This is a genomic window from Dorea chungnamensis, assembly GCF_039832125.1.
Lineage (GTDB): Bacteria > Bacillota > Clostridia > Lachnospirales > Lachnospiraceae > JAFBIX01.
The window spans coordinates 103,703-126,744 of record NZ_JBDOHT010000006.1; the positions used below are offsets into that span (position 1 = coordinate 103,703).

The following is a 23,042-nucleotide window of genomic DNA, read 5'->3' on the forward strand; positions in this document are numbered from 1 at the left end:
TTATGGGAAATTATATTCCGGGTACAAAGCAGGAACAGAAAGAGATGCTTGCGGAGATTGGCTTTGGATCTATGGAAGAATTGTTTGGGCATATTCCAGATGAAGTAAAAGTAAAAGGTGGACTTAAGATTCCGGAAGGAATGTCTGAACTGGAAGTCCGTAAAAAAGTAACGCAGATGGCAGAGAAAAATAAAGTATTTCCTGTGATTTTCCGTGGCGCAGGAGCATACAGACATTTTATACCATCGGTTGTAAAAAGCGTGATATCAAAGGAAAATCTGTTGACGGCATATACGCCATATCAGGCAGAGATCAGTCAGGGAATCCTGCAGTCTATCTTCGAATATCAGACGATGATCTGTGAACTTACAGGAATGGATACTTCGAACGCATCTGTCTATGACGGCGCAACTGCAGCGGCAGAAGGAATTGCAATGTGTCGGGAAAGAAAGAGAAAGAAAGCACTTATTTCTGAGACTACAGATCCGAAGGTATTAGAAACAGTGAAGACCTATTGCTTTGGAAATGGTATGGATCTGGTTATGATCCCTTCGAAGGATGGTCTTACAGATGTAGATGCACTTCGTGAACTGATCGATGACACTACGGCCTGTGTATATATTCAGCATCCAAACTACTATGGAAGTCTGGAAGACGCACAGGCTATCGGTGAGATTGTACATGAAGCAGGAGCAAAATATATCATGGGTGTGAATCCAATCTCTCTTGGAATCATCAAGACACCAAAAGAATATGGAGCAGATGTGGCAGTCGGAGAGGGACAGCCTCTGGGTCTTCCACTTGCATTTGGCGGCCCGTATGTTGGATTTATGGCATGTGTATCAGCCATGACAAGAAAGCTTCCGGGAAGAATCGTAGGACAGACAACGGATCATAATGGAAAAGTTGGATATGTACTGACTCTACAGGCAAGAGAACAGCATATCCGCAGAGAAAAAGCATCCAGCAATATCTGTTCTAATCAGGCGCTGTGTGCGCTGGCGGTTGGAGTATATCTGGCGTCTGTAGGCGGCGAAGGATTGAAAAATGTTGCAACACAATGTACTTCAAAGGCTCATTATATGGCAAAAGAATTGGAGAAAACCGGTTATCAGATTGAGAACAAAGGCGAATATTTCCATGAGTTTGTGACTGTATCAGATGTTCCTTCTGAAAAGGTATTGAATGCACTGGAACAAGAAGGAATCCTCGGAGGATATCCATTGGATGAACATAGAATTTTGTGGTGCTGCACCGAGATGAACAGTAAAGAAGACATTGACAGAGCAGTTGCCATCATAAAGGAGGTGTAATGGATGTTAATATTTGAGAAAGGAAAAGAAGGAAGAGGACTGAGTCTGTTTCCAGAGTGTGATGTAGACGTAGTCTTGCCGGAGGAAAAAGACCAGAGAGAACTTGCATTACATTTGCCGGAACTTTCTGAAAATGAGATTAGCAGACACTACACGGAACTTGCCAAGAAATGTCATGGAGTGAATGATGGATTCTATCCACTTGGTTCCTGTACCATGAAATATAATCCGAAGATCAACGAGGATATGGCTGCATTGCCAGGATTTACAGAGATTCATCCGCTTCAGCCGGCACATACGGTACAGGGATGTATGGAAGTTATGAAGACACTGGAGTCATATCTGTGTGAGATTACGGGCATGAGTCAGATGACATTACAGCCGGCAGCAGGAGCCCACGGTGAGTTTACCGGACTTCTCCTTATTAAAGCATATCATCAAAGCAGAGAAGATCAGAAACGAACCAAGATCATCGTTCCTGATTCTGCTCATGGAACCAATCCGGCCAGTGCTGTAATGGCAGGGTTCTCCGTTGTCAGCATTCCATCAGGACCGGATGGATGCGTGGATCTTGAGAAACTGCGCGAGGCAGCCGGAGATGATGTGGCAGGTCTGATGCTTACCAATCCAAATACGGTTGGACTGTTTGATAAAAATATTCTTGAGATTACGAAGATCATTCATGAATGCGGTGGTCAGTGCTACTATGACGGTGCGAACTTAAATGCCGTTATGGGAACGGTACGACCAGGTGATATGGGATTTGATGTGATCCATCTGAATCTTCATAAAACATTCTCAACGCCTCATGGAGGAGGGGGTCCGGGAAGTGGACCGGTCGGTTGTAAAGAACATCTGGCACAGTTCCTTCCGTCTGTACTTGTGGAAGGTACAGAAGAGCTACAGTTTGGGAAAGCAGAGCACAGTATCGGTGAGATGAAGAGCTTCTATGGTAACTTCCTTGTAGCAGTCAGAGCGCTTACTTATGTCATGACGCTTGGAAGAGAAGGAATCCCACAAGCCAGCCAGAATGCTGTCCTGAATGCAAATTATATGATGAATAAGTTAAAGGACATCTATACGATGGCATATGACGAAGTATGTATGCATGAGTTTGTTATGAGCCTTTCTGATCTTAAGAAAGCAACAGGAGTATCTGCAATGGATATTGCCAAGGGACTTCTTGATAATGGCATTCATCCGCCGACAATGTACTTCCCATTAATCGTAGATGAGGCTTTGATGGTGGAACCGACAGAGACAGAATCCAAAGAAACACTGGATGAAGCAATCCGTGTATTCAGAGGATTATATGAGCTTGCCAAAGAAGACGCGCAGCAGCTTCATCAGGCACCTGTCTCAACGCCGGTGACAAGACTGGATGAAGTAGGTGCAGCAAGGCATCCAGTACTTCGGTATGATTTTTCAAAATAGAATTACATTCTGGAAGAGGTATCAAAATGATAGATAAAATAACTTACATTGAAACGGCTAATACATACCCCTATCAGAATCTTGCGGTGGAGGAGTATCTGCTCCTCCATTGTGATAAAGAGGAATGTATTTTGTATCTCTGGCAGAACAGAAATACGGTTGTAATCGGACGAAATCAGAACGCATGGAAAGAGTGTCTGGTAAGTAAACTGGAAGAAGAAAACGGCTTTCCGGTGCGTCGGCTTTCCGGCGGCGGTGCTGTCTACCATGATCTTGGTAATCTGAACTTCACTTTCCTTGTCAGAAAAGAAAACTATAATGTAGATAAACAGCTTAATGTTATTCTTGAAGCAGTGAAAAAGCTTGGAATCCATGCAGAAAAATCAGGACGTAATGATATTCTGATCGATGGGCATAAGTTTTCAGGAAATGCTTTTTATGAGCAGGGAGACTGCTGCTATCATCATGGAACACTGATGGTTCATGTTAATCTGGGAGAGTTGTCCAGATATCTGACGGTGTCAAAAGATAAGCTTCAGTCAAAAGGTGTGGATTCTGTTCGTGCAAGAGTCGCAAATCTGACAGAGTATGCACCGGATGCAACGGTGGAACTGTTGAAACAGAAGCTTTTGGAAGCATTTGAGGAAGTTTATGGGTTAAAGGCTAAGATTCTAAGAGTTGAGGATCTTGATGCACAGGAAATTGAAAAAAGGACGGAAAGATTTGCTTCCTGGGACTGGATTTTTGGAAAGAAACTGGATTTCCAGTACGAATTGTCCAATCGTTTTCCGTGGGGGCAGGTAACATTACAGATGAAAGTAAAAAATGGAATCGTAGAAGATCTGAATGTATATTCTGATTCCATGAAGCCGGATCTGATTGCTGATCTAAGTTGCTATTTGAGAGGAATTCGTTACGAAAAGAATGCTATTTGCGAGGAACTTAAGCAATATAGTTCTGAGGATGAAGATGAAGAGCAGATGATGAAAGACATTGCAGACTGGATTCTGTCTATCGATTTGTAAAGGAGAAGGAAGCTATGGGAGAGAAATTTGATGTTATTGTAATCGGTGCAGGACCGGGCGGCTATGTAGCTGCGATCAAAGCCGCAAAATCAGGGCTTCGCACAGCAATTGTGGAGAATAGAAGAGTGGGAGGAACATGCCTGAACAGAGGTTGTATTCCTGCAAAAGCGATGATCCATGCTTCTTCTGTTTACAAGGAAATGCAAGAAGGAGGCCGGTTTGGAGTTGCGGCGTCGGATGTATCTTATGACTATGGCAAGATTGTGGCTTATAAGGAAGAGACAACGGATAAATTATGTCAGGGAATCGAACAGCTTTTGAAGGCGAACGCTGTGACGCTCCTCTCTGGAAAGGGAACACTGGAAAAAGGAAAAGTAGTTAGAGTGGCAGGAGAAGAAGGCGAAGAGAGCTATGAAGCTGAAAATGTAATCCTGGCCGCTGGCTCTAAGCCATTGATTCTTCCAATTCCAGGACTTGATCTTCCGGGAGTATTGACCAGTGATGAGTTATTCCAATTAGAAGAGAGACCGGAAAGTCTTGTGATCATCGGCGGCGGAGTTATCAGCGTGGAATTTGCCAGTGTATATGCGAATCTTGGCTGTAAGGTTACCATTGTGGAAGCGATGCCAAGGTTAATTCCTAATATGGATAAAGAGATCTCTCAGAATCTGAAGATGATTTTGAAGAAACGAGGAATTGATATTCATACATCAGCAGCGGTACAGCGTGTAGAACAGGAAGAGGATGGACAATATACCTGTGTGTTTATAGAGAAAGAAAAAGAAGTAAGAGTTTCTGCACAATATGTGTTGTGTGCAGTTGGAAGATACCCGAATACGGACGGTCTGTTCGGGGATAACGTAGAACTTGATATGGAACGCGGACGTGTAGTCGTAGACGATGAATTCCGTACCAGTATGGAAGGCGTCTATGCGATCGGAGATCTTGTAAAGGGGATGCAGCTGGCCCATCTGGCAAGTGCACAGGGTGTATATGTCGCAGAACGGATTGCCGGGAAAGAGTCATCCATTGATGTTCATACGGTTCCGGGCTGTGTATATACAGATCCGGAGATTGCATCTGTCGGTGTGACAGAAGATGAAGCCAAAGAGCAGGGCATTGCTGTAAAGACTGGAAAATTCATTATGAGTGCCAATGGAAAATCTCTGATTACCAAGGAAGAACGAGGATTTGTGAAGGTCATTGTAGAAGCAGATACAGATGTGGTGATCGGAGCGCAGATGATGTGTGCAAGAGCAACGGATATGATCGGTGAACTGGTAACTGCAGTCGTGAATCGTCTGACAGCGCAGCAGCTATTAAAAGGAATGCGTGCACATCCTACTTATAATGAGGGCGTAGCAGAGGCATTGGAGGATGCTGTCGGGGAAGCAATACATGTAATGCCGAAAAAGAAAAGATAAAATGTATAATTAAAAAGAAAGGTTGGTATGTAATATGGGTTTTAAAAGTGACATTGAGATCGCTCAGGAAGCGGAAATGAAAGTGATTAACGAAGTTGCCGATTCTCTTGGAATTCCAGATAAATATGTAGAAAATTATGGAAAATACAAAGCAAAGATCGATTATCGTTATTATAAAGAGGAATTAGAGAGCCGCCCGGATTCTAAAGTGATTCTGGTAACGGCGATTAACCCGACACCGGCCGGAGAAGGCAAGACTACTACAACCATCGGTCTGGCAGATGCCATGAACCGTCTGGGTAAGAAGACAATGGTAGCACTTCGTGAACCATCCCTTGGACCTGTATTCGGAGTAAAAGGCGGAGCAGCAGGCGGCGGCTATGCACAGGTTGTTCCAATGGAAGATATTAACCTGCATTTTACCGGAGATCTTCATGCCATTGGTGCAGCAAACAATCTGATCGCTGCTATGTTGGATAATCATATCCATCAGGGAAATGCACTGGATATTGATACGAACAAAGTGACCTGGAGACGTTGTGTGGATATGAATGACCGTCAGCTTCGAAGTATCGTAGATGGATTGGGTGGAAAGGCAGATGGAGTGACACGTCAGGATGGATTTGACATTACAGTTGCTTCAGAGATTATGGCTGTATTCTGTCTGGCAAATGATATTTTGGATCTGAAAGAACGTGTATCTAAGATTATTGTAGCATATTCCAGAACCGGAAAACCGGTAACAGCCGGAGATCTTCACGCAGAAGGCGCTGTAGCAGCACTGTTAAAAGATGCGTTGAAACCGAATCTGGTACAGACACTGGAAGGAACTCCTGCTTTTATTCACGGCGGCCCATTTGCAAATATTGCACATGGATGTAACAGTGTGATCGCAACAAAGATGGGAATGAAACTTGCAGATTATATGATCACTGAGGCAGGATTCGGCGCAGATCTTGGTGCGGAAAAATTCATTGATATCAAATGCCGGATGTCAGGAATCCGCCCAAATGCTGTGGTTCTGGTTGCAACGATCAAAGCTCTCAAGTACAATGGCGGTGTTCCAAAGACCGAGCTTCAGGCTGAGAATCTGGAAGCATTGGAAAAAGGAATTCCAAACTTACTGAAGCACATTGAAAATATTACAAAGGTATATCATCTTCCTGTTGTCGTTGCAATCAACGCATTCCCGACAGATACAAAGGCTGAATTGGAACTGGTTCGTGAAAAATGTAAAGAACTAGGTGTTAATGTTGCATTGTCAGAAGTGTGGGCACATGGCGGAGAAGGAGGAGAAGAGCTTGCAAAAGAAGTGCTTCGTCTCTGTGAAGGTGAGAGCACCATGGAATATGTATATGATGTAGATGCTTCTATTAAAGAAAAAATTGAAGCTATTGCAACAAAAGTATACGGAGCTGATGGAGTAGATTATACAACAAAGGCGAATAAAGAAATCAAGAATTTAGAAGCAATCGGTCTTGGAAATCTGCCAATCTGTATGGCTAAGAATCAATATTCTCTGACAGATGACGCTAAGAAACTGGGAAGACCAGAAAACTTCAGAATCACGATTCGTGATATCACAGCCTCAGCAGGTGCGGGATTCTTGGTTGCACTGACTGGTGATATCATGAAGATGCCTGGATTGCCGAAAGTACCATCCGCAGAAAAGATTGATGTGGATGCAGACGGTGTAATCTCAGGATTGTTTTAAGGAGGAATGAACGGCATGATGCTGGAACAGAAAACAACAGACTTCCTGGAAGTGTTATCCTCTGCCGAACCTGTTCCAGGCGGCGGAGGTGCTTCCGCCGCAGTGGGAGCATTTGCGTCTGCGCTTGGAATGATGGTAGCAAATCTGACGGTCGGTAAGAAGAAGTATGCTGACGTAGAGGAAGAAATCATAGAAATCCGGGGCTGTCTGAAAGAACTTCGGGAAGAATTGGTGGATCTGACCGATCAGGATGCGGAAGCATTCGAACCATTATCGAAAGCATATGGTCTTCCGAAAGATACTCCAGAGCAGAAAGAAGAAAAAGAAAGAGTCATGGAGAAGGCTCTGTACGAGGCTAGTATTGTCCCGCTCCAGATTATGAAGACTGTTTTCAAAGTAATGAGATATTTAAAAATATTGGGAGAGAAAGGCAGTAAGATTGCAGTCAGTGATGTGGGTGTTGCAGTTCTGTTTGCCCGTGCTGCACTGGAAGGTGCATCCCTGAATATCTATATTAATACCCGTCTTATGAAAGACCGTGAACGGGCGGAAGCGTTGAATCAGGAATCGGATGCCATGATTGAAGAAGCACGGAAGCTGCAGGAAGAAATCTATGCAGGAGTGCTCGCGAAGATTCGGTAGGAGGAAAAAGATGAGTGTATTAATGAAAGGTGCTGATGTGGCAAATGCCATGAAGGCTGCATTGATTGAAAAAGTAGAAGTGCTGAAAGAAAAAGGAACGATTCCCTGCCTTACTATCGTAAGAGTTGGAAATCGTCCGGATGATCTGTCTTATGAACGCGGTGCCAAAAAGCGTATGGAAGCCATTGGAATTGAGTGTCGGATCGTAGAACTTCCGGAGGATATTTCTCAGGATGATTTTGAACAGGAATTCGGGAAAGTGAATGACGACCCGTCTGTCCATGGTATCCTTCTGTTTCGTCCGCTGCCAAAGCAGCTGGATGAAGAACCGATCAAAGCAATGATCCATCCGGAAAAAGATATGGACTGCATGAGTCCGGTGAATATTGCAAAAATATTTGCAGGAGACGAGACCGGATACGCACCATGTACGGCGGAAGCAGTTATGGAAATGTTGGATTACTATGAAATCGACCCTAAAGGAAAGCGAGTTACTGTTGTGGGAAGAAGTATGGTCGTAGGGAAACCACTTTCTATGATGCTCTTGAAACAGCATGCCACGATCACGGTCTGCCATACCAGAACGGTGAATCTGCCAGAAGTATGCCGTAATGCGGAAATCCTCGTTGCAGCAGCTGGAAAGGCCAGGATTATTACGGCTGATATGGTCGGAGAAGGTGCTGTCGTAGCAGATGTCGGCATTAATGTAGACGAAGATGGAAAGATGTGTGGAGATGTGGCTTTTGAAGAAGTGGAACCAAAGACATCTTATATCAGTCCTGTGCCAAGAGGCGTGGGAAGTATTACCACTTCTGTCCTGGCAAAGCATGTGGTCCGTGCCGCTTCGCTTGTCAATAAAGAAAGCCTGTGATATAATGAACGAAAATTAGATGGAAAGCAGAGTAGGACTGAAAAGAACCGTTCAATCCTAAGGAGAATGTCAGGAGAAAAGTAAAGAGGGTCGTGGATGGAAGAGCGGATGCCGATAGGCTTTATGTTTAAACAGATCAATAATATTTATGAAAAGGATTTCAATCAACTATTAAAGACATTGGGAATTACTGCATCGCAGTGTGCAGTATTAGATTACTTATTTCACAGTAGTAAAGAAGAGGTGACTCAAAGGGACATCGAGAAAGCACTATGTCTTAGAAATCCAACGGTAACCGGACTATTGCAGAGGCTGGATGAGAAGGGGTTCATTCTTTCCGTGCCGAGCAATAAGGACAGGCGTTGCAAGAATATCTATCTGACAGAGAAAGCCTATGACATTCAGCGGAGGATGGAAGCTGACCGGAAGAAGATTGACAAGAAGCTTACACTGGGAATGAATAAAAAGGAAATCGCAGCATTGGAAAAGATGCTGGATAAAGTATTGTATAACATAGCCGAGCCGTAATGGTTCGGCTTTTCCTCTTTTTTTTAAATGCATTTCATGGTAAACTGTTCAGGAAAGATTACATTCTATTTATGTGGATGCTATGATAAGGAGGAAAAACCCATGAGTTATGCAGATAGAGTATTCATTAATATGTGCAGGGACATTATCGACAACGGAACGGATACCAGAGGGGAAAAAGTCCGCCCGGTATGGGAAGATGGTACGCCTGCCTATACGATCAAGAAGTTTGGTGTAGTCAACCGGTATGATCTGTCCAAAGAGTTTCCGGCACTGACGCTTCGGAAGACGGGGATCAAGAGTTGTACGGATGAACTTTTGTGGATCTGGCAGAGAAAGTCTAACAATATCCATGATCTGAAACCACACATCTGGGACAGCTGGGCAGATGAAGATGGTTCCATCGGAAAAGCTTATGGATATCAGATGGGAGTCAAGCACCAGTATAAAGAAGGAATGTTTGATCAGATAGACCGCGTAATCTATGATTTGAAGCATAATCCATACAGCCGGAGAATTCTGACGAATATCTATGTGCATCAGGATCTTCATGAGATGAATCTGTATCCCTGTGCTTACAGTATGACCTTTAATGTAACGAAGAAGCCGGGAAGTGAAAAGCTTACATTGAATGGAATTCTCAATCAGCGTTCTCAGGATGTGCTGGCGGCAAATAACTGGAATGTGTGCCAGTATTCTGTGCTGATGCATATGCTGGCACAGGTGTGTGATATGGAGGTTGGAGAGTTTGTTCATGTGATTGCAGATGCGCATATCTATGACCGGCATGTGCCGCTGGTGGAGGAACTGATCAGCAGAGAACCGATGCCGGCACCAAAGTTCTGGCTGAATCCAGAGATTAAGGATTTCTATGATTTTACGCCGGATGATGTGGCATTGATTGATTATCGGACACATGAGCAGATTAAGAATATCCCGGTTGCGATATAAAAGGAGAGATGGTATATGAATATTATAGTTGCAGCAGATAAGAACTGGGCAATTGGAAAGAATAATAAGTTGTTGGTCAGTATCCCGCAGGATATGAAGTTTTTCCGTGAGACGACAACGGGAAAGGTAGTTGTGATGGGAAGAAAGACGTTAGAAAGTTTTCCTGGGGGACAGCCGTTGAAAAAGAGAGTGAACATTGTACTGACTTCGGATAAGAATTATCATGTCAATGGAGCGGATATAGTTCACAGTATCGATGCGCTGTTAGAGGAATTAAAGAAATATCCAGCGGAAGATATCTATGTCATTGGTGGTGAGAGTATCTACCGTCAGCTTCTTCCATATTGTGACAAAGCATATGTGACAAAGATTGATCATGCTTATGATGCGGACACATTTTTCCCGAATCTGGATGAAGATCCTCAGTGGAGAATGACAAAGACCAGTGATGAACAGACGTATTTTGATCTGGAATATGAATTTACGATATATGAGAGGTTATCATGAGAATATTAAGTATTACAGCACAGAAACCAAATAGCACAGGAAGCGGCGTGTATCTGACAGAGCTTGTGAAGGAATTTGCTCTGCAGGGACATGAGCAGGCAGTCGTGGCAGGTATCTACCGGGATGATGAGGTAGAACTGCCAGACGGGGTGGAGTTCCATCCTGTTTATTTCTGCAGTGAGCGGCTGCCATATGATATTGTAGGGATGTCAGATGAGATGCCTTATAAGAGTACCCGGTATTGTGATATGACTCCGGAAATGGTAGAACAGTTTCGTGAGGGATTTTTTGAAGTAATCTCACCGCTTGTGGAGCAATTTCAGCCGGATCTGATCCTGTGCCATCACCTGTATCTTCTGACCGCTTTTGTAAGGCAATGGTTTCCAGATAAAAAGATATATGGTTTCTGTCATAATACAGATCTGCGTCAGATGCAGAAGACGGATCTGGAGCGTACTTTTATAGCAGAACAGATTCGTAAACTGGATCGGATCTTTGTCCCTCAGACAGCACAACAGGATGGTGTTGTAGATATCTATCAGGTGGATATTGAGAAGACGATGATCGTGGGGATGGGATATAACAATAAGATCTTCTATGTGACTGGGGAAAAACCGAAAGATGGTGTGACCAGAATTGTATTTGCAGGGAAGATTGCAGAGAAAAAAGGTGTTATGAGCCTGATTCGAAGTCTTACGCTTCTGGGGAACAAGGCACCACATGGGCAGAAAGGAGCATTGCAGGTGTATCTTGCAGGAAGTGCCGGAAACGAGACAGAGTACCGGGAGATTCAAAGACTTGCAGAAGAATGTCCATATGAGATCCATTTTCTGGGGAGACTGGCACAGCCAGCGCTCGCCAAAGTGTATAATGAATGTGATATTTTTACTCTGCCGTCCTTTTTTGACGGGCTTCCGTTAACGGTGATTGAAGCGCTGGCCTGCGGAGACCGGGTCGTAGTATCAGACCTTCCAGGTATACAGGCATGGCTTGGAGAATATGCGCCGGGAGCGGATGTAAGATATGTAACGATGCCGCAGATGCGCAATACCGATGAGCCGGTGCCGGAGTCCCTGCCAGAATTTGAAGAGCGTCTGGCCAAGGCATTACTTCAGAGCATACATACGAAGGAGCGGAAGATTGCAGATGTCAGCAAAATCTCCTGGGAAGGAATTGCAAAAAAAGTTCTGGGTTGACAATTACTGGTAATATCTACTATAATAATACTAATTATCAGAGAAATGCTATGACAAGGAGGAGTACATAAGTACCTGATGCCAAGAGAGAAGATGGGTGGTGCGAATCTTCGTGATGGATTTATGGAAGTAGCCTTTGAGCAGTGAACCGAAAGAATTGCGGAAGATGATTCGAGTAGACTTCAACGCAGTCCCAGCGTTAGAGGGGAGCAATATCGGAGAAGAATATATCTCCCGTATTGGCAGAGTGCAAAGAGATGACTCTTTGAATTTAGGTGGTAACACGGATGAATCATTCGCCCTAAGCATAGGCTTAGGGCTTTTTTTCGCAGTTGAGGATAAGGATATTTCTTTGGGAACAGGAGGTATTTTATGAAAAAAATCAGTGGAAACAAATTATTAGTGAAAGCGTTGAGAGAGGAAGGGGTAGATACCATATTCGGTTATCCTGGAGCATGTACCATTGATATCAGCGACGAACTGTATAAGCAGGATTATACGAAGGTTATTCTTCCAAGGCAGGAAGTAGCGCTGGTGCATGAGGCAGATGCCTATGCAAGATCAACAGGCAAAGTTGGGGTATGTCTGGTGACCAGCGGACCGGGAGCTACGAATCTGGTGACGGGTCTTGCAACGGCCTATTATGACAGTGTTCCGTTGGTATGCTTTACCGGACAGGTAGCAAGACATCTGATTGGAAATGATGCATTCCAGGAGGTCGATATTGTAGGAATTACCAGAAGTATTACGAAATATGGTGTTACGGTACGCAACAGAGAGGATCTGGGACGTATCTTGAAAGAAGCGTTTTACATTGCAAGGACCGGAAGACCGGGACCGGTGTTGATTGACCTTCCGAAAGATGTGATGGCAGAATTAGGAAGTTCGGATTATCCGACGGATGTCAATATCCGTGGATATAAGCCGAATACGCATGTTCATATCGGACAATTGAAACGGGCGATTAAGATGTTAAGTAAAGCGGAACGACCACTGTTTCTTGCGGGAGGCGGTGTAAATATCGCGCATGCCAATCGGGAATTTACAGAATTAGTGAATAAGACGAATGTACCGGTTGTGACAACCGTCATGGGAAGAGGAGCAATCCCGACCAATCATCCGTTATATGTAGGCAATCTGGGAATGCATGGAGCCTATGCCTGCAATATGGCGGTAAATGAGTGTGATCTGTTATTCTCCATTGGAACCAGATTTAATGACAGAATTACCGGAAAGCTCCATTCCTTCGCACCGCATGCGCAGATTATACATATAGATATTGACACAGCGGCTATCTCGAAAAATGTGCAAGTTGATGTGCCGATCGTAGCAGATGCGAAAGAAGCTATTACTAAGATGCTGGAATATGTAACAGAATGTAATACGAAGAAATGGCTGGATGAGGTCGGTGAATGGAAGATGGAACATCCACTTACGATGAAACAGAAGCCGATCATGACACCACAGGATGTCATTGAGACAATCAATCGAGTATTTGATGAGGCAATCGTGGTGACGGATGTTGGACAGCATCAGATGTTCACAGCACAGTTTATTGAGATTACGGAAAAGAAGAAACTTCTTATGTCGGGTGGACTTGGAACCATGGGATATGGTCTTCCGGGTGCAATTGGAGCGAAGATCGGCAATCCTGATACTCCGGTTATCTCCATTTCCGGGGATGGCGGAATGCAGATGAATATCCAGGAGCTTGCGACAGCTGTACTGGAAGAACTTCCGATTATCTCCTGCATTTTCAATAACAGTAATCTGGGGATGGTACGCCAGTGGCAGAAGTTGTTCTATGGTAAGCGGTACTCAATGACTTGTCTGCGTTCCGGGGCGGCCTGCCGGGGAAAATGTGGTGAGGTGCCTTGCCCAGAATATACACCTGATTTTATCAAGCTTGCAGAGAGTTATGGGGCAAAAGGAATCCGCGTGACCAAGAAGGAAGAGATCGAACCTGCCTTCCGGGAAGCAATGAAGAGTAAGAAGACGCCGGTCATTATTGAATTTGAAATCGATCCGGAGGATCTGGTATATCCGATGATACAGCCGGGCGGAACTTTGGAAGATATGATATTGGATTGTTAAGAGGAAAGGAGAGGTCAAGATGAGTAATAATGGAATGAAAAAACGTTGGATATCTCTGTATGTGGAAAATCAGGTGGGTGTCCTTTCGAAAATATCTGGACTTTTTTCCGGAAAATCCTATAATCTGGACAGTCTGACTGTAGGTACTACGGAAGATCCTACTGTGTCCAGAATGACCATTGCAACAGTCAGTGATGATGAGACATTTGAGCAGATTAAGAAGCAGCTGAACCGTCTGGTAGAGGTCATCAAGGTCATTGATTTTACGGATGTATTTGTTCGTATGAAAGAGATTATGTATATTAAGGTGCGCAAATGCACACCGGAGGATAAGGTGGAATTATTCCAGATTGCAGAGACATTTAAGGCAAAGGTCATTGATTATGGCAAAGACAGCCTTCTGCTGGAATTTGTCCAGACGGCAACGAAGAATGATGCGGTAATCAAGTTGATGAAAGAAGAATTCAAGAGCATTGAAGTTGTGCGGGGCGGAAGTGTCGGGATTGAATCTATCAGCATGATGGAACGATAAAAGGTTTTTTGTAAAAAACAGAGCGCACTCTTGAATTTTGAAAATGAGCGTATTATAATAATTGCAGATCATATATTTAGTTATTTATCTAAGGACGGAGGAATAGAAAATGGAAAAGAAAAATATTGACTGGTCTAATATCGGATTTGGCTATATGCAGACGGATAAGAGATACGTTTCCAATTATAAGAATGGAGCGTGGGATGAAGGTACATTGACCTCCGATGCCAATGTCGTAATAAATGAATGTGCAGGTGTATTGCAGTACGCACAGACATGTTTTGAAGGATTAAAAGCCTATACTACGGAAGATGGACATATCGTTACATTTCGCCCGGATCTGAATGCAAAGAGAATGGTAGATTCCGCAAAGCGTCTTGAGATGCCTGTATTCCCGGAAGACAGATTCTTAGATGCAGTAAAACAGGTGGTAGAAGCAAACGCAGCATATGTTCCGCCATACGGATCAGGAGCAACACTTTACATCAGACCATACATGTTTGGCTCCAGCTCTGTAATTGGGGTGAAGCCGGCAGAGGAGTATCAGTTCAGAATGTTTGCAACTCCGGTAGGACCATACTTCAAGGGCGGCGCTAAGCCAATCACCATCAGAGTATGTGACTTCGACCGTGCAGCACCGCATGGAACAGGCCATGTAAAAGCTGGTCTGAATTATGCTATGAGCTTACATGCAATCGTAGACGCACACAATCAGGGATTTGATGAGAACATGTATCTGGATGCAGCAACCAGAACAAAAGTAGAAGAGACCGGCGGAGCAAACTTTATCTTTGTTACCAAAGATAACAAAGTTGTAACACCGAAGTCCACTACAATTCTCCCATCTATTACAAGACGTTCTCTGATGTATGTTGCAGAGAAATACCTTGGATTAGAAGTAGAAGAAAGAGAAGTATACTTCGATGAAGTCAAAGATTTCGCAGAATGCGGACTTTGTGGTACAGCAGCAGTCATCTCGCCAGTAGGAAAGATCGTAGACCATGGCGAAGAGATTTGCTTCCCAAGCGGAATGGACGAGATGGGACCAGTGACCAAGAAGTTATACGAGACATTGACCGGAATCCAGATGGGGCATATCGAAGCACCAGAAGGATGGATCTGTAAGATTTGTTAATGCTAATATAGATAGAAAAATCAGGCATCACAAGGTGCCTGATTTTTTGTGCAATTGGGGACACGGTAAATTGAATCTGGGACGGAGGAAAATGAAAAAACCCCCGTCCCCTATTGAAAAAACAGTATATAACAGTTGACAACAGTTATAAACAGTTATATACTGTTTATAACGAAGGAGGGATGACATGAAGTTAATTATTAATCATTCTTCTATGCAGCCTATCTATGATCAGATTGTGGATCAGATGAAAGGCAAGATCATGCAAGGGGAATTGCAGGAGAATACGATGCTCCCATCGGTTCGTACGCTAGCGAAGGAACTACGCGTCAGTGCGCTGACGGTGAAGAAAGCATATGATGCCCTGGAGGAGGAAGGATTTGTGATCACAGTCCATGGAAAAGGCAGCTTTGTTGCTTTTGCCAACCAGGAGATGATGCTGGAAGAGAAGAGAAAGGAAGTCGAAGCTGATTTGGAAATGGCCATCCGAAAAGGCAGAAGCTGTGGAATGAGTAATCAGGAGATTACGGAACTATTTCGGATTGTTTTGGAGGATTAGCAGATGTTGAGATTGGAGAATGTTGAGAAGAGGTATAAGGATTTTGCACTGGACTGTTCGATGGAGGTCCGGGAAGGGTGTGTCACAGGTCTGATAGGGGCAAATGGAGCTGGAAAGAGTACGACATTTAGAGCGATACTTGGATTGATTCATACGGATGGTGGAAAGATAGAGATTCTGGGAAGGACGCCAGATCAGCTCAGACCAGAGGACCGGGAGCGTATTGGGGTCGTATTAGCCGATTCGGAGTTTAGTGGATACTTAAGTATTAAGGATCTGATTCCAGTGCTGGAGAACTTGTATTCACAATTTAATCGAGACAGATTTGTAGAAAAATGTGAAGAATTTCAGCTGCCATTGAATAAGAAAATCAAAGAATTTTCAACGGGAATGAAGAGAAAGCTCCAAGTGCTGGCAGCGCTTTCTTATAATGCAGAACTGTTGATTATGGATGAACCGACAGCAGGGCTTGACGTGCTTGCACGCGACAGTCTTCTGCAGATGTTAAGAGAATATATGGAGCAAGAAGGCCGTTCCATTCTGATTAGTTCCCATATTTCTACGGATTTGGAAGGTTTTTGTGATGATATATATATGATTGATCATGGGCAGATAATTATGCACGAGGAAACAGATGTGCTATTAAGTGATTATGCACTTTTGAAAGTGACAGATGAGCAGTATCGTGATTTGGAAAAAGAATATATTCTTCGCTATAAGAAAGAAGAGTTCGGATATAGCTGCCTGACGAATCAGAAGCAATTTTATCTGGAGAATTACCCTTCAATTGTAATTGAAAAAGGAAGTATTGACGAAGTAATCATGATGATGGTGCGAGGTGAAAAGTAATGAAAGGATTATTGATTAAGGATTTTAAATTATTAAAAAATCAAAAGCAGTTTTTTTTGACGGTATCCATGATGGGAATTATCTTTTTAGTGGTTTCAAATAATCCAGATTTTGTCATAAGTTACATTACAATCATGATATCGATTTTTACATTAAGCACGATCAGTTATGATCAATATAACAATGGAATGGCATATTTATTCACACTTCCAATTACCCGGAAGGAATATGTAGGAGAGAAATATGTGTTCGGTCTGATATCCACAGCAGCCTCTCTTGCGGGGGTGTCTGCAATAGCATATGCGGTAGCTTTTGCCAAATCCATTGAATATACATTGGAAGAATGGGGAGCTACAGTGATATCAAGCTTTCTGATTGTAATAATAATGCTGGCATTTACCATACCTTTACAGCTGAAGTTCGAAGCAGAAAAAAGTCGAATGGCATTGCTTGCAGTGTGGGGATGCCTTTTCATAGCGATTTATCTGATGGTATATATAGGACGAAAAATGGGAATCGATATAGAAGCAATTCTTGATTCCATCTTTGAGGCGAAATTGTCGACAACAATTATTGCAATTATATTAATCTGTATAGCATCAACGATTATTTCATATCTGATTTCATTGAAAATTATTAAGAAAAAAGAATTTTAAGTCAAAAAGGTACAGGGCATTTTGCAAATGGGGACGTAGTATTTTGTAAAAATACTACGTCCCCATTTGCAACGGCAGCTCCAATCCATTTGCTTCTAACAATTCTTTATCTGACAGGATTTCTTTCGTTGGTCCATCGCAGATGATTCTTCCATTTGCCATTAATATAGTTCGCTCGCAGGTGTCCCAGATCATGTCGAGATCGTGGGATGCGATGATCTTCAGGTGTTCGAAGGAGTTTAGGATATGGATCAGGTTCCTGCGGTTTCTGGGATCCAGTGCGATGGAGGGTTCGTCCATCAGGATGATGTCAGGAGTCATGGAGAGGATGGTGGCAATGGATGCCAGTTTTTTCTCGCCGCCGGACAGTTTGTAGATATGCTTATCTTTCAGGTGGCTGATTCCGGTCATTTCGAGGGCTTTTGCAACTCTTCTGTGGACTTCTTCTTCCGGGAGACCATAGTTTCTTGGGGCAAATGCGATATCTTCGTAGACGGTTGACATGAAGAGCTGGCTATCGGAATCTTGAAATACATATCCGATTTTTTCTCGGATCTGAGGAAGAGTTTCTTTTTGTACCGGGATTTCTTCGATGCGGATGCTTCCGTCAAAGTCTAAGTATAGCCCGACAAGTATTTTTAATAGGGTGGATTTGCCGACTCCATTTGCCCCGACCAGGCCGATGGCATCGCTTTCTGAGGCGTGAAATGAGATGTCTTTCAAAATCCGATTTTCTTCTCCAGGCTCATAATTAAAAGATACATTTTTAACGTCAATATGTATGTGACTCATAGAATGCAATCCTCCTTGATATTTATCAAACATGTAATCAAAATATGTAATCAGAATCCATAATTAGAATAGATGACCTATCGCCTGTCCGATTATGACAAGCATTGGAAATCTTCGAAAGAGTAGAATGATGCTCAGCCACAGGAAAAAGTATACAAAGTCCTGAGGTTTCCAGCACACTTTTTCATTTATATAATGAAAGTCTCCGGTATATCCCCTGAGAGTCATACTTTCATATATGTTACTGGCACGATCCATGCTCCGAAGTAACAATTGACCGGTAAGAGATCCCCAGACTTTAAAGTGAACCCCTTTTTGCTTTGGCGCTCTTAAGGAATATGCCTGTGTGATGCGGTTCACTTCTTCTAATAAAAGGGAAATGTAGCGGTATGTGAGCAGAATTTGCGTGACCAGAATCTGTGGAATATGAATCAAGCGAAATGCGTAACATAGCTGTTCGATAGAAGTCGTTGCAATCAACAGGTAGGATGCCAGGACACTGAAGACTCCCTTCATCATGAGTGTAAGCATAGATAATACTCCGGCATTGATACGAAATGTGCCGATGTATACAGGTATTTTGTCAAAAAATGGATTCAGGATTCCAATCAGGCATATGAGAGGCAGAACGACCCGGAGGCGCTTCAGGCTGTCCTTGAAAGACAAATCAGCCAGTAGAAATGTAGCCAGAGGATAGACGAACATTCCGGCGAGTCCAATGACGTCATATTTTGAAAATGAAACCACAGTTGTAATGTAAAGAACAGTCAGAACAAATTTAACCAGTGGGTGAAGATGGTTCACCCACTGGTCTCTTGATGAAAGTATGTCCATATGATGGATCTCATAGATTGCGTTACCAATTTTGCTCATGATACTCGTTTCTTCCTGAAAAATTTAAATATATAACATGCTCCGACACAGACAACTATAACGACTATGCCGCCTACGATTCCTGAAAATGTTGTTCCAAAAGAAGAATCAGAATCTTTGAAAGCATAATCTGGAAGCAATGCAGTGGCTTCCTGTATGGAATCGGCTTTTTCATAGATATCGCCTTCAGATTCTATTTCCGTAGAACCGGTAATCTTTTCGATGGACCACTCCAGACCATCCGGATCAGAGGATGCTGCCAGAGATAATCCTCCTCCGATTACGATTGCCAGAACGGCAAGAATAGTTACCGTCTTTTTAAATGAAAAACGACCTTTGGAGACTGCCGATTCCGCTCCATGATACAGCATCTCAGGACGTGCATCGTGTACAAATACCAGAATGGCTGCAGTAATAAGTCCTTCCACAAAACCGATAGCAAGGTGAATCGGCTGCATGGTTGCTGCAAATGTAGTAAATGGAAGCTCCGTTATGCCAGAAGCGAGAGTTTCCAGTGTCACACTGAATGCTCCAAGCTGTAGGGTAAGAACACAACCTAAGATGGAGGAAGCAATAATCTTGCCTTTGGTAAATCCTTTTTTTATGATTGGCTTCCAGATAAGAAGGGCACCAATGAAACATCCGTAAAATGCCATGTTCCAGACATTACATCCGAGTGCCAGAAGACCGCCGTCTGCAAATAACAGACATTGGATGAGCAACACTCCAATCATGGTGAGGAATCCAGCGTATGGTCCAAGTAACGCTGATAGTAGCATACCTCCGCATAGGTGCCCACTGGAACCAGTGCCCGGAATGGTGAAATTAATCATCTGGGTCGCAAATACGAATGCACCCATTACGCCCATAACGGGAATCTTCTTTGGATCACTTTCTAATCGTACCTTTTTTACAGAATAAGCTGCTACCGCTGCAGAACAGGCATACATGGTTCCTGCCACTGCCGGTGAGACTAAAGCATCAGCCATATGCATAGAGCATCTCTCCCTTCATTCCTCAGAATAATCTTTGATGTTAATACTATATTACGTTAGCAGAATGAAGGAAAACAAGCCCCCATGGGGGTGAAAAACAGATTATTTCATGCGATGACTCTCGATGATAAGCTTGACGGTACGATATAAAAATGGTTTATATTGCTCGATGGAAAGTGGTTCTTCGTATATCACAGAATTATAGGCAGTAGAACCGGCAAGTTCAATAATCGTAAACAGCATGACATCTATATCTTCATAGGAGTATGCATCCTGCTCGACCATTTTGAGAAAGGCTTCATATAATTCTGTGTCTGAGTCTTCACCGGTCAGCAGTGCAGATTTCAGTGCTCCCATGACAAGATTCTTAGAAATGAAGTTTAAAAGAGATTTGTTATCTTTTAAGGCATCAATGACATGATTAATGATAAAAATCAACTGTTCTTCCAGTCCTTGAACATTGGATGCAGCCAGTGCGAGGTTGGCGGCATGGAATAGTTCATGTGTCTTGTGGGCAATGAGTTTATTCTTGATGTCGTATTTGTCTTTAAAATACAGATAGAATGTACCCTTTGCAACGCCTGCTTTTTCTACGATGTCAGAAATGGCAGTAGTATTGAAGCCTTTTGTAGTAAATAATTCATATGCAGTATTAAAAAGTGCATCTTTTTTCTTACGTTTATTTTCGTCAACTTTTCCCATAATTTTTCTCCTTGTTCTTTATTATAAACAGAGTTTTTGGCTGTTGGCAAGAGGTTCATACAAAAAATGACCAAAAGTCAAAAATATATTGACTAATAGTCATTTTTGATGTATAGTGCATATTGTAATAAATGACTGATAGTCAGAAAATGAAAAGGAGCAAATGAGTATGGTTAACTTTGGAAAAAAAGTAGTGAAGTACAGAGTGCCGATACTGATCATAAGTATCTTATTGTTGATTCCATCTGTACTGGGGTATGTCAATACCAGAGTCAATTATGATGTTCTTACTTATCTGCCGGATGATATTGAGACTATGCAGGGTCAGGATATTTTGACGGATGATTTTGGGGTAGGAGCATTTTCCATGTTTATTGTAGATGGCATGGAAGATAAAGATGTGGCAGCATTAAAAGCAAAGATTGAAAAGGTAGACCATGTGGCAAATGTCCTGTGGTACGATTCCATCGCAGATATATCTATACCAGAGAGCATGCTGCCGGATAATATCTACGAGGTATTTAATTCAGATACAGGAACGATGATGGCAATCTTTTTTGATGAAGGGACATCTTCGGATGGAACAATGGAGGCTATAGAAAAGATTCGCTCCATTGCCGGAAAGCAGTGCTTTTTAAGTGGAATGTCTGCAATTGTAACTGATACGAAGAATCTCGCTGAGAAGGAAACGCCGCTTTATGTATTAATCGCAGTGGCTCTTGCATTACTTGTTCTTGGAATTACAATGGATTCCTTCTTTGTGCCGGTACTGTTTCTGTTGAGTATCGGAATGGCAATCCTATATAATCTCGGGAGTAACTATTTCTTAGGGGAAATCTCTTATATTACGAAAGCACTGGCCGCAGTGCTGCAATTAGGAGTAACGATGGACTATTCCATTTTCCTGATGCATAGTTATGAAGAACAGCAGATTCGTTATAATGGTGATAAAGAACGTGCGATGGCACATGCGATTTCGCAGACGTTTTCCTCTGTAATCGGAAGTTCTGTCACTACAATCGCGGGATTTATTGCGCTTTGCTTCATGACGTTCACACTTGGCCTGGACATCGGTATTGTTATGGTAAAAGGCGTTGTCTTTGGAGTCATAGCTTGTATTACAGTTCTTCCGTCTATGATTCTTTGTTGTGACAAATTGATCGAGAAGACGAAGCATAAACCGCTATTGCCAGATATTGGAAAGATATCGGAACGGGTTACCAGACATTATCTTGTATATGTAGCACTTTTCCTGGTGCTTTTATTCCCGGCAATTTACGGAAATAGCCATACAAGCGTTTACTATAACCTGGATGCATCTCTCCCGAAAAATCTGCCAAGTGTTATTGCAAATGAGAAATTAAAAGAAGACTACGATATGAATACGACTCACATGATCCTGGTCGACAGTTCTGTCTCGTCCTCAGATGTGAATAAGATGATGAAGGAAATCGATAAGGTAGATGGAGTGAAGTGGGCACTTGGCCTGGATAAACTGGTCGGGCCTGGTATTCCTACTGATATGCTGCCAGATTCTGTAACCAGTATGCTGAAGAATGACAAGTATCAATTATTGTTGGTAAATTCACAGTATAAAGTGGCTTCGGATGAGATCAACGGACAAATTACAGAGATTAATCAGATCCTGGATAAGTATGATAAAGGTGCAATGTTAATCGGTGAAGGACCGCTGACCAATGATCTGATTGAAATTACGGATAAAGATTTTAAGACGGTCAGTGCAGTGTCGATTGGAATTATATTTATCATCATATTATTGCTTTTCAAATCCATTTCGCTGCCGATGATACTGGTTGGAGTTATTGAGTTTGCAATCTTTGTAAATATGGGAATTCCGTTCTATACCGGAACGACGCTGCCGTTCGTAGCCTCTATCGTTATCGGAACGATTCAGCTGGGTTCGACGGTGGACTATGCAATCTTGATGACAACAAGGTATAAACGAGAACGAAATCATGGAGCAGGAAAATATGATGCAATTACGACCGCACATCGAGCTTCGGCTCGTTCCATCATGGTAAGCGCATTCAGTTTCTTTGCAGCAACGATAGGGGTAGGATTTTATTCCAATATTGATATGATCAGTTCTCTGTGTGTTCTGATGGCAAGGGGAGCATTGATCAGTATGATCGTGGTTGTATTTGTTCTGCCATCTATGTTTATGGTATTTGATAAGGTAATTGTTAAGACAAGTAAAGACTTTTTGCCGAAAAAGGCGTAGATCTGGTT

Annotated in this window: 22 protein-coding genes and 1 other annotated feature; of the genes, 18 read left to right on the forward strand and 4 right to left on the reverse strand. The window is 42.8% G+C overall.

What is annotated here, in order from left to right; genetic code table 11:
• The first annotated feature begins 2 nt into the window (after positions 1-2).
• The 17 genes from gcvPA to ABE613_RS07190 all read left to right on the forward strand — a co-directional run bounded on the left by gcvPA (position 3) and on the right by ABE613_RS07190 (position 17,430).
• Positions 3-1,313: an aminomethyl-transferring glycine dehydrogenase subunit GcvPA gene (gene gcvPA, locus ABE613_RS07110; protein ID WP_347376027.1), complete on the forward strand. Its 1,311-nt coding sequence runs from the start codon at positions 3-5 to the stop codon at positions 1,311-1,313.
• 3 nt (positions 1,314-1,316) lie between these two features.
• The gene (gene gcvPB / locus ABE613_RS07115) at positions 1,317-2,747 is read left to right on the forward strand and encodes an aminomethyl-transferring glycine dehydrogenase subunit GcvPB (RefSeq protein WP_347376028.1); all 1,431 of its coding nucleotides are present in this window, start codon (positions 1,317-1,319) and stop codon (positions 2,745-2,747) included.
• 26 nt (positions 2,748-2,773) lie between these two features.
• Positions 2,774-3,772 carry a lipoate--protein ligase gene (gene lplA, locus ABE613_RS07120; RefSeq protein ID WP_235232042.1) on the forward strand — a complete coding sequence of 333 codons (999 nt, stop codon included), beginning with the start codon at positions 2,774-2,776 and terminating at the stop codon, positions 3,770-3,772.
• Positions 3,773-3,786: 14 nt separating this feature from the next.
• The gene (gene lpdA / locus ABE613_RS07125) at positions 3,787-5,196 is read left to right on the forward strand and encodes a dihydrolipoyl dehydrogenase (RefSeq protein ID WP_347376029.1); all 1,410 of its coding nucleotides are present in this window, start codon (positions 3,787-3,789) and stop codon (positions 5,194-5,196) included.
• Between the two features lie 34 nt (positions 5,197-5,230).
• Positions 5,231-6,910: a formate--tetrahydrofolate ligase gene (locus tag ABE613_RS07130; RefSeq protein ID WP_347376030.1), complete on the forward strand. Its 1,680-nt coding sequence runs from the start codon at positions 5,231-5,233 to the stop codon at positions 6,908-6,910.
• A 15-nt stretch (positions 6,911-6,925) separates the two neighbouring features.
• Entirely contained in the window at positions 6,926-7,552 is a 627-nt protein-coding gene (locus ABE613_RS07135) for a cyclodeaminase/cyclohydrolase family protein (RefSeq protein WP_235232045.1), read from the forward strand.
• Positions 7,553-7,562: 10 nt separating this feature from the next.
• Positions 7,563-8,423, forward strand: a complete 861-nt coding sequence (locus ABE613_RS07140) for a bifunctional 5,10-methylenetetrahydrofolate dehydrogenase/5,10-methenyltetrahydrofolate cyclohydrolase (protein WP_235232046.1) — start codon at positions 7,563-7,565, stop codon at positions 8,421-8,423.
• A gap of 96 nt (positions 8,424-8,519) precedes the next feature.
• A complete protein-coding gene (locus ABE613_RS07145) occupies positions 8,520-8,951 on the forward strand; it encodes a MarR family winged helix-turn-helix transcriptional regulator (RefSeq protein ID WP_347376031.1) in 432 nt (143 codons plus the stop codon).
• A gap of 102 nt (positions 8,952-9,053) precedes the next feature.
• Positions 9,054-9,902, forward strand: coding sequence for a thymidylate synthase (thyA, locus tag ABE613_RS07150; RefSeq protein WP_347376032.1), 849 nt, complete (start codon positions 9,054-9,056; stop codon positions 9,900-9,902).
• Between the two features lie 15 nt (positions 9,903-9,917).
• Positions 9,918-10,409, forward strand: coding sequence for a dihydrofolate reductase (locus ABE613_RS07155; protein ID WP_347376033.1), 492 nt, complete (start codon positions 9,918-9,920; stop codon positions 10,407-10,409).
• Positions 10,406-11,605, forward strand: a complete 1,200-nt coding sequence (locus ABE613_RS07160) for a glycosyltransferase family 4 protein (protein WP_347376034.1) — start codon at positions 10,406-10,408, stop codon at positions 11,603-11,605. Before ABE613_RS07155 ends, ABE613_RS07160 begins: the two co-directional genes overlap by 4 nt.
• Positions 11,606-11,646: 41 nt before the next feature.
• Positions 11,647-11,912, forward strand: a binding site (T-box leader).
• A 65-nt stretch (positions 11,913-11,977) separates the two neighbouring features.
• Positions 11,978-13,699 carry a biosynthetic-type acetolactate synthase large subunit gene (ilvB, locus tag ABE613_RS07165; RefSeq protein WP_347376035.1) on the forward strand — a complete coding sequence of 574 codons (1,722 nt, stop codon included), beginning with the start codon at positions 11,978-11,980 and terminating at the stop codon, positions 13,697-13,699.
• A gap of 19 nt (positions 13,700-13,718) precedes the next feature.
• The gene (gene ilvN, locus ABE613_RS07170; RefSeq protein ID WP_235232052.1) at positions 13,719-14,231 is read left to right on the forward strand and encodes an acetolactate synthase small subunit; all 513 of its coding nucleotides are present in this window, start codon (positions 13,719-13,721) and stop codon (positions 14,229-14,231) included.
• Positions 14,232-14,340: 109 nt separating this feature from the next.
• Positions 14,341-15,366 (forward strand): branched-chain amino acid aminotransferase, encoded by a 1,026-nt coding sequence (locus ABE613_RS07175; RefSeq protein ID WP_235232053.1) that lies wholly within the window; start codon positions 14,341-14,343, stop codon positions 15,364-15,366.
• A gap of 187 nt (positions 15,367-15,553) precedes the next feature.
• Positions 15,554-15,925 carry a GntR family transcriptional regulator gene (locus ABE613_RS07180; RefSeq protein ID WP_347376036.1) on the forward strand — a complete coding sequence of 124 codons (372 nt, stop codon included), beginning with the start codon at positions 15,554-15,556 and terminating at the stop codon, positions 15,923-15,925.
• Between the two features lie 3 nt (positions 15,926-15,928).
• Entirely contained in the window at positions 15,929-16,774 is an 846-nt protein-coding gene (locus ABE613_RS07185) for an ABC transporter ATP-binding protein (RefSeq protein ID WP_235232055.1), read from the forward strand.
• Positions 16,774-17,430 carry an ABC-2 transporter permease gene (locus ABE613_RS07190; protein WP_235232056.1) on the forward strand — a complete coding sequence of 219 codons (657 nt, stop codon included), beginning with the start codon at positions 16,774-16,776 and terminating at the stop codon, positions 17,428-17,430. Before ABE613_RS07185 ends, ABE613_RS07190 begins: the two co-directional genes overlap by 1 nt.
• 54 nt (positions 17,431-17,484) lie before the next feature.
• Here ABE613_RS07190 and ABE613_RS07195 read toward each other — a convergent pair whose 3' ends face one another.
• The 4 genes from ABE613_RS07195 to ABE613_RS07210 all read right to left on the reverse strand — a co-directional run bounded on the left by ABE613_RS07195 (position 17,485) and on the right by ABE613_RS07210 (position 20,792).
• Positions 17,485-18,222 (reverse strand): energy-coupling factor ABC transporter ATP-binding protein, encoded by a 738-nt coding sequence (locus ABE613_RS07195; protein ID WP_347376037.1) that lies wholly within the window; start codon positions 18,220-18,222, stop codon positions 17,485-17,487.
• A gap of 63 nt (positions 18,223-18,285) precedes the next feature.
• Entirely contained in the window at positions 18,286-19,095 is an 810-nt protein-coding gene (gene cbiQ, locus ABE613_RS07200) for a cobalt ECF transporter T component CbiQ (RefSeq protein WP_347376038.1), read from the reverse strand.
• The gene (locus ABE613_RS07205) at positions 19,092-20,084 is read right to left on the reverse strand and encodes an energy-coupling factor ABC transporter permease (RefSeq protein WP_510182348.1); all 993 of its coding nucleotides are present in this window, start codon (positions 20,082-20,084) and stop codon (positions 19,092-19,094) included. Before ABE613_RS07205 ends, cbiQ begins: the two co-directional genes overlap by 4 nt.
• A gap of 108 nt (positions 20,085-20,192) precedes the next feature.
• Positions 20,193-20,792 carry a TetR/AcrR family transcriptional regulator gene (locus ABE613_RS07210; protein ID WP_235232060.1) on the reverse strand — a complete coding sequence of 200 codons (600 nt, stop codon included), beginning with the start codon at positions 20,790-20,792 and terminating at the stop codon, positions 20,193-20,195.
• A gap of 169 nt (positions 20,793-20,961) precedes the next feature.
• On the opposite strand from ABE613_RS07210, the gene ABE613_RS07215 reads away from it, so the two are divergent.
• Positions 20,962-23,034, forward strand: coding sequence for an efflux RND transporter permease subunit (locus ABE613_RS07215; protein WP_347376040.1), 2,073 nt, complete (start codon positions 20,962-20,964; stop codon positions 23,032-23,034).
• Positions 23,035-23,042 lie beyond the last annotated feature (8 nt).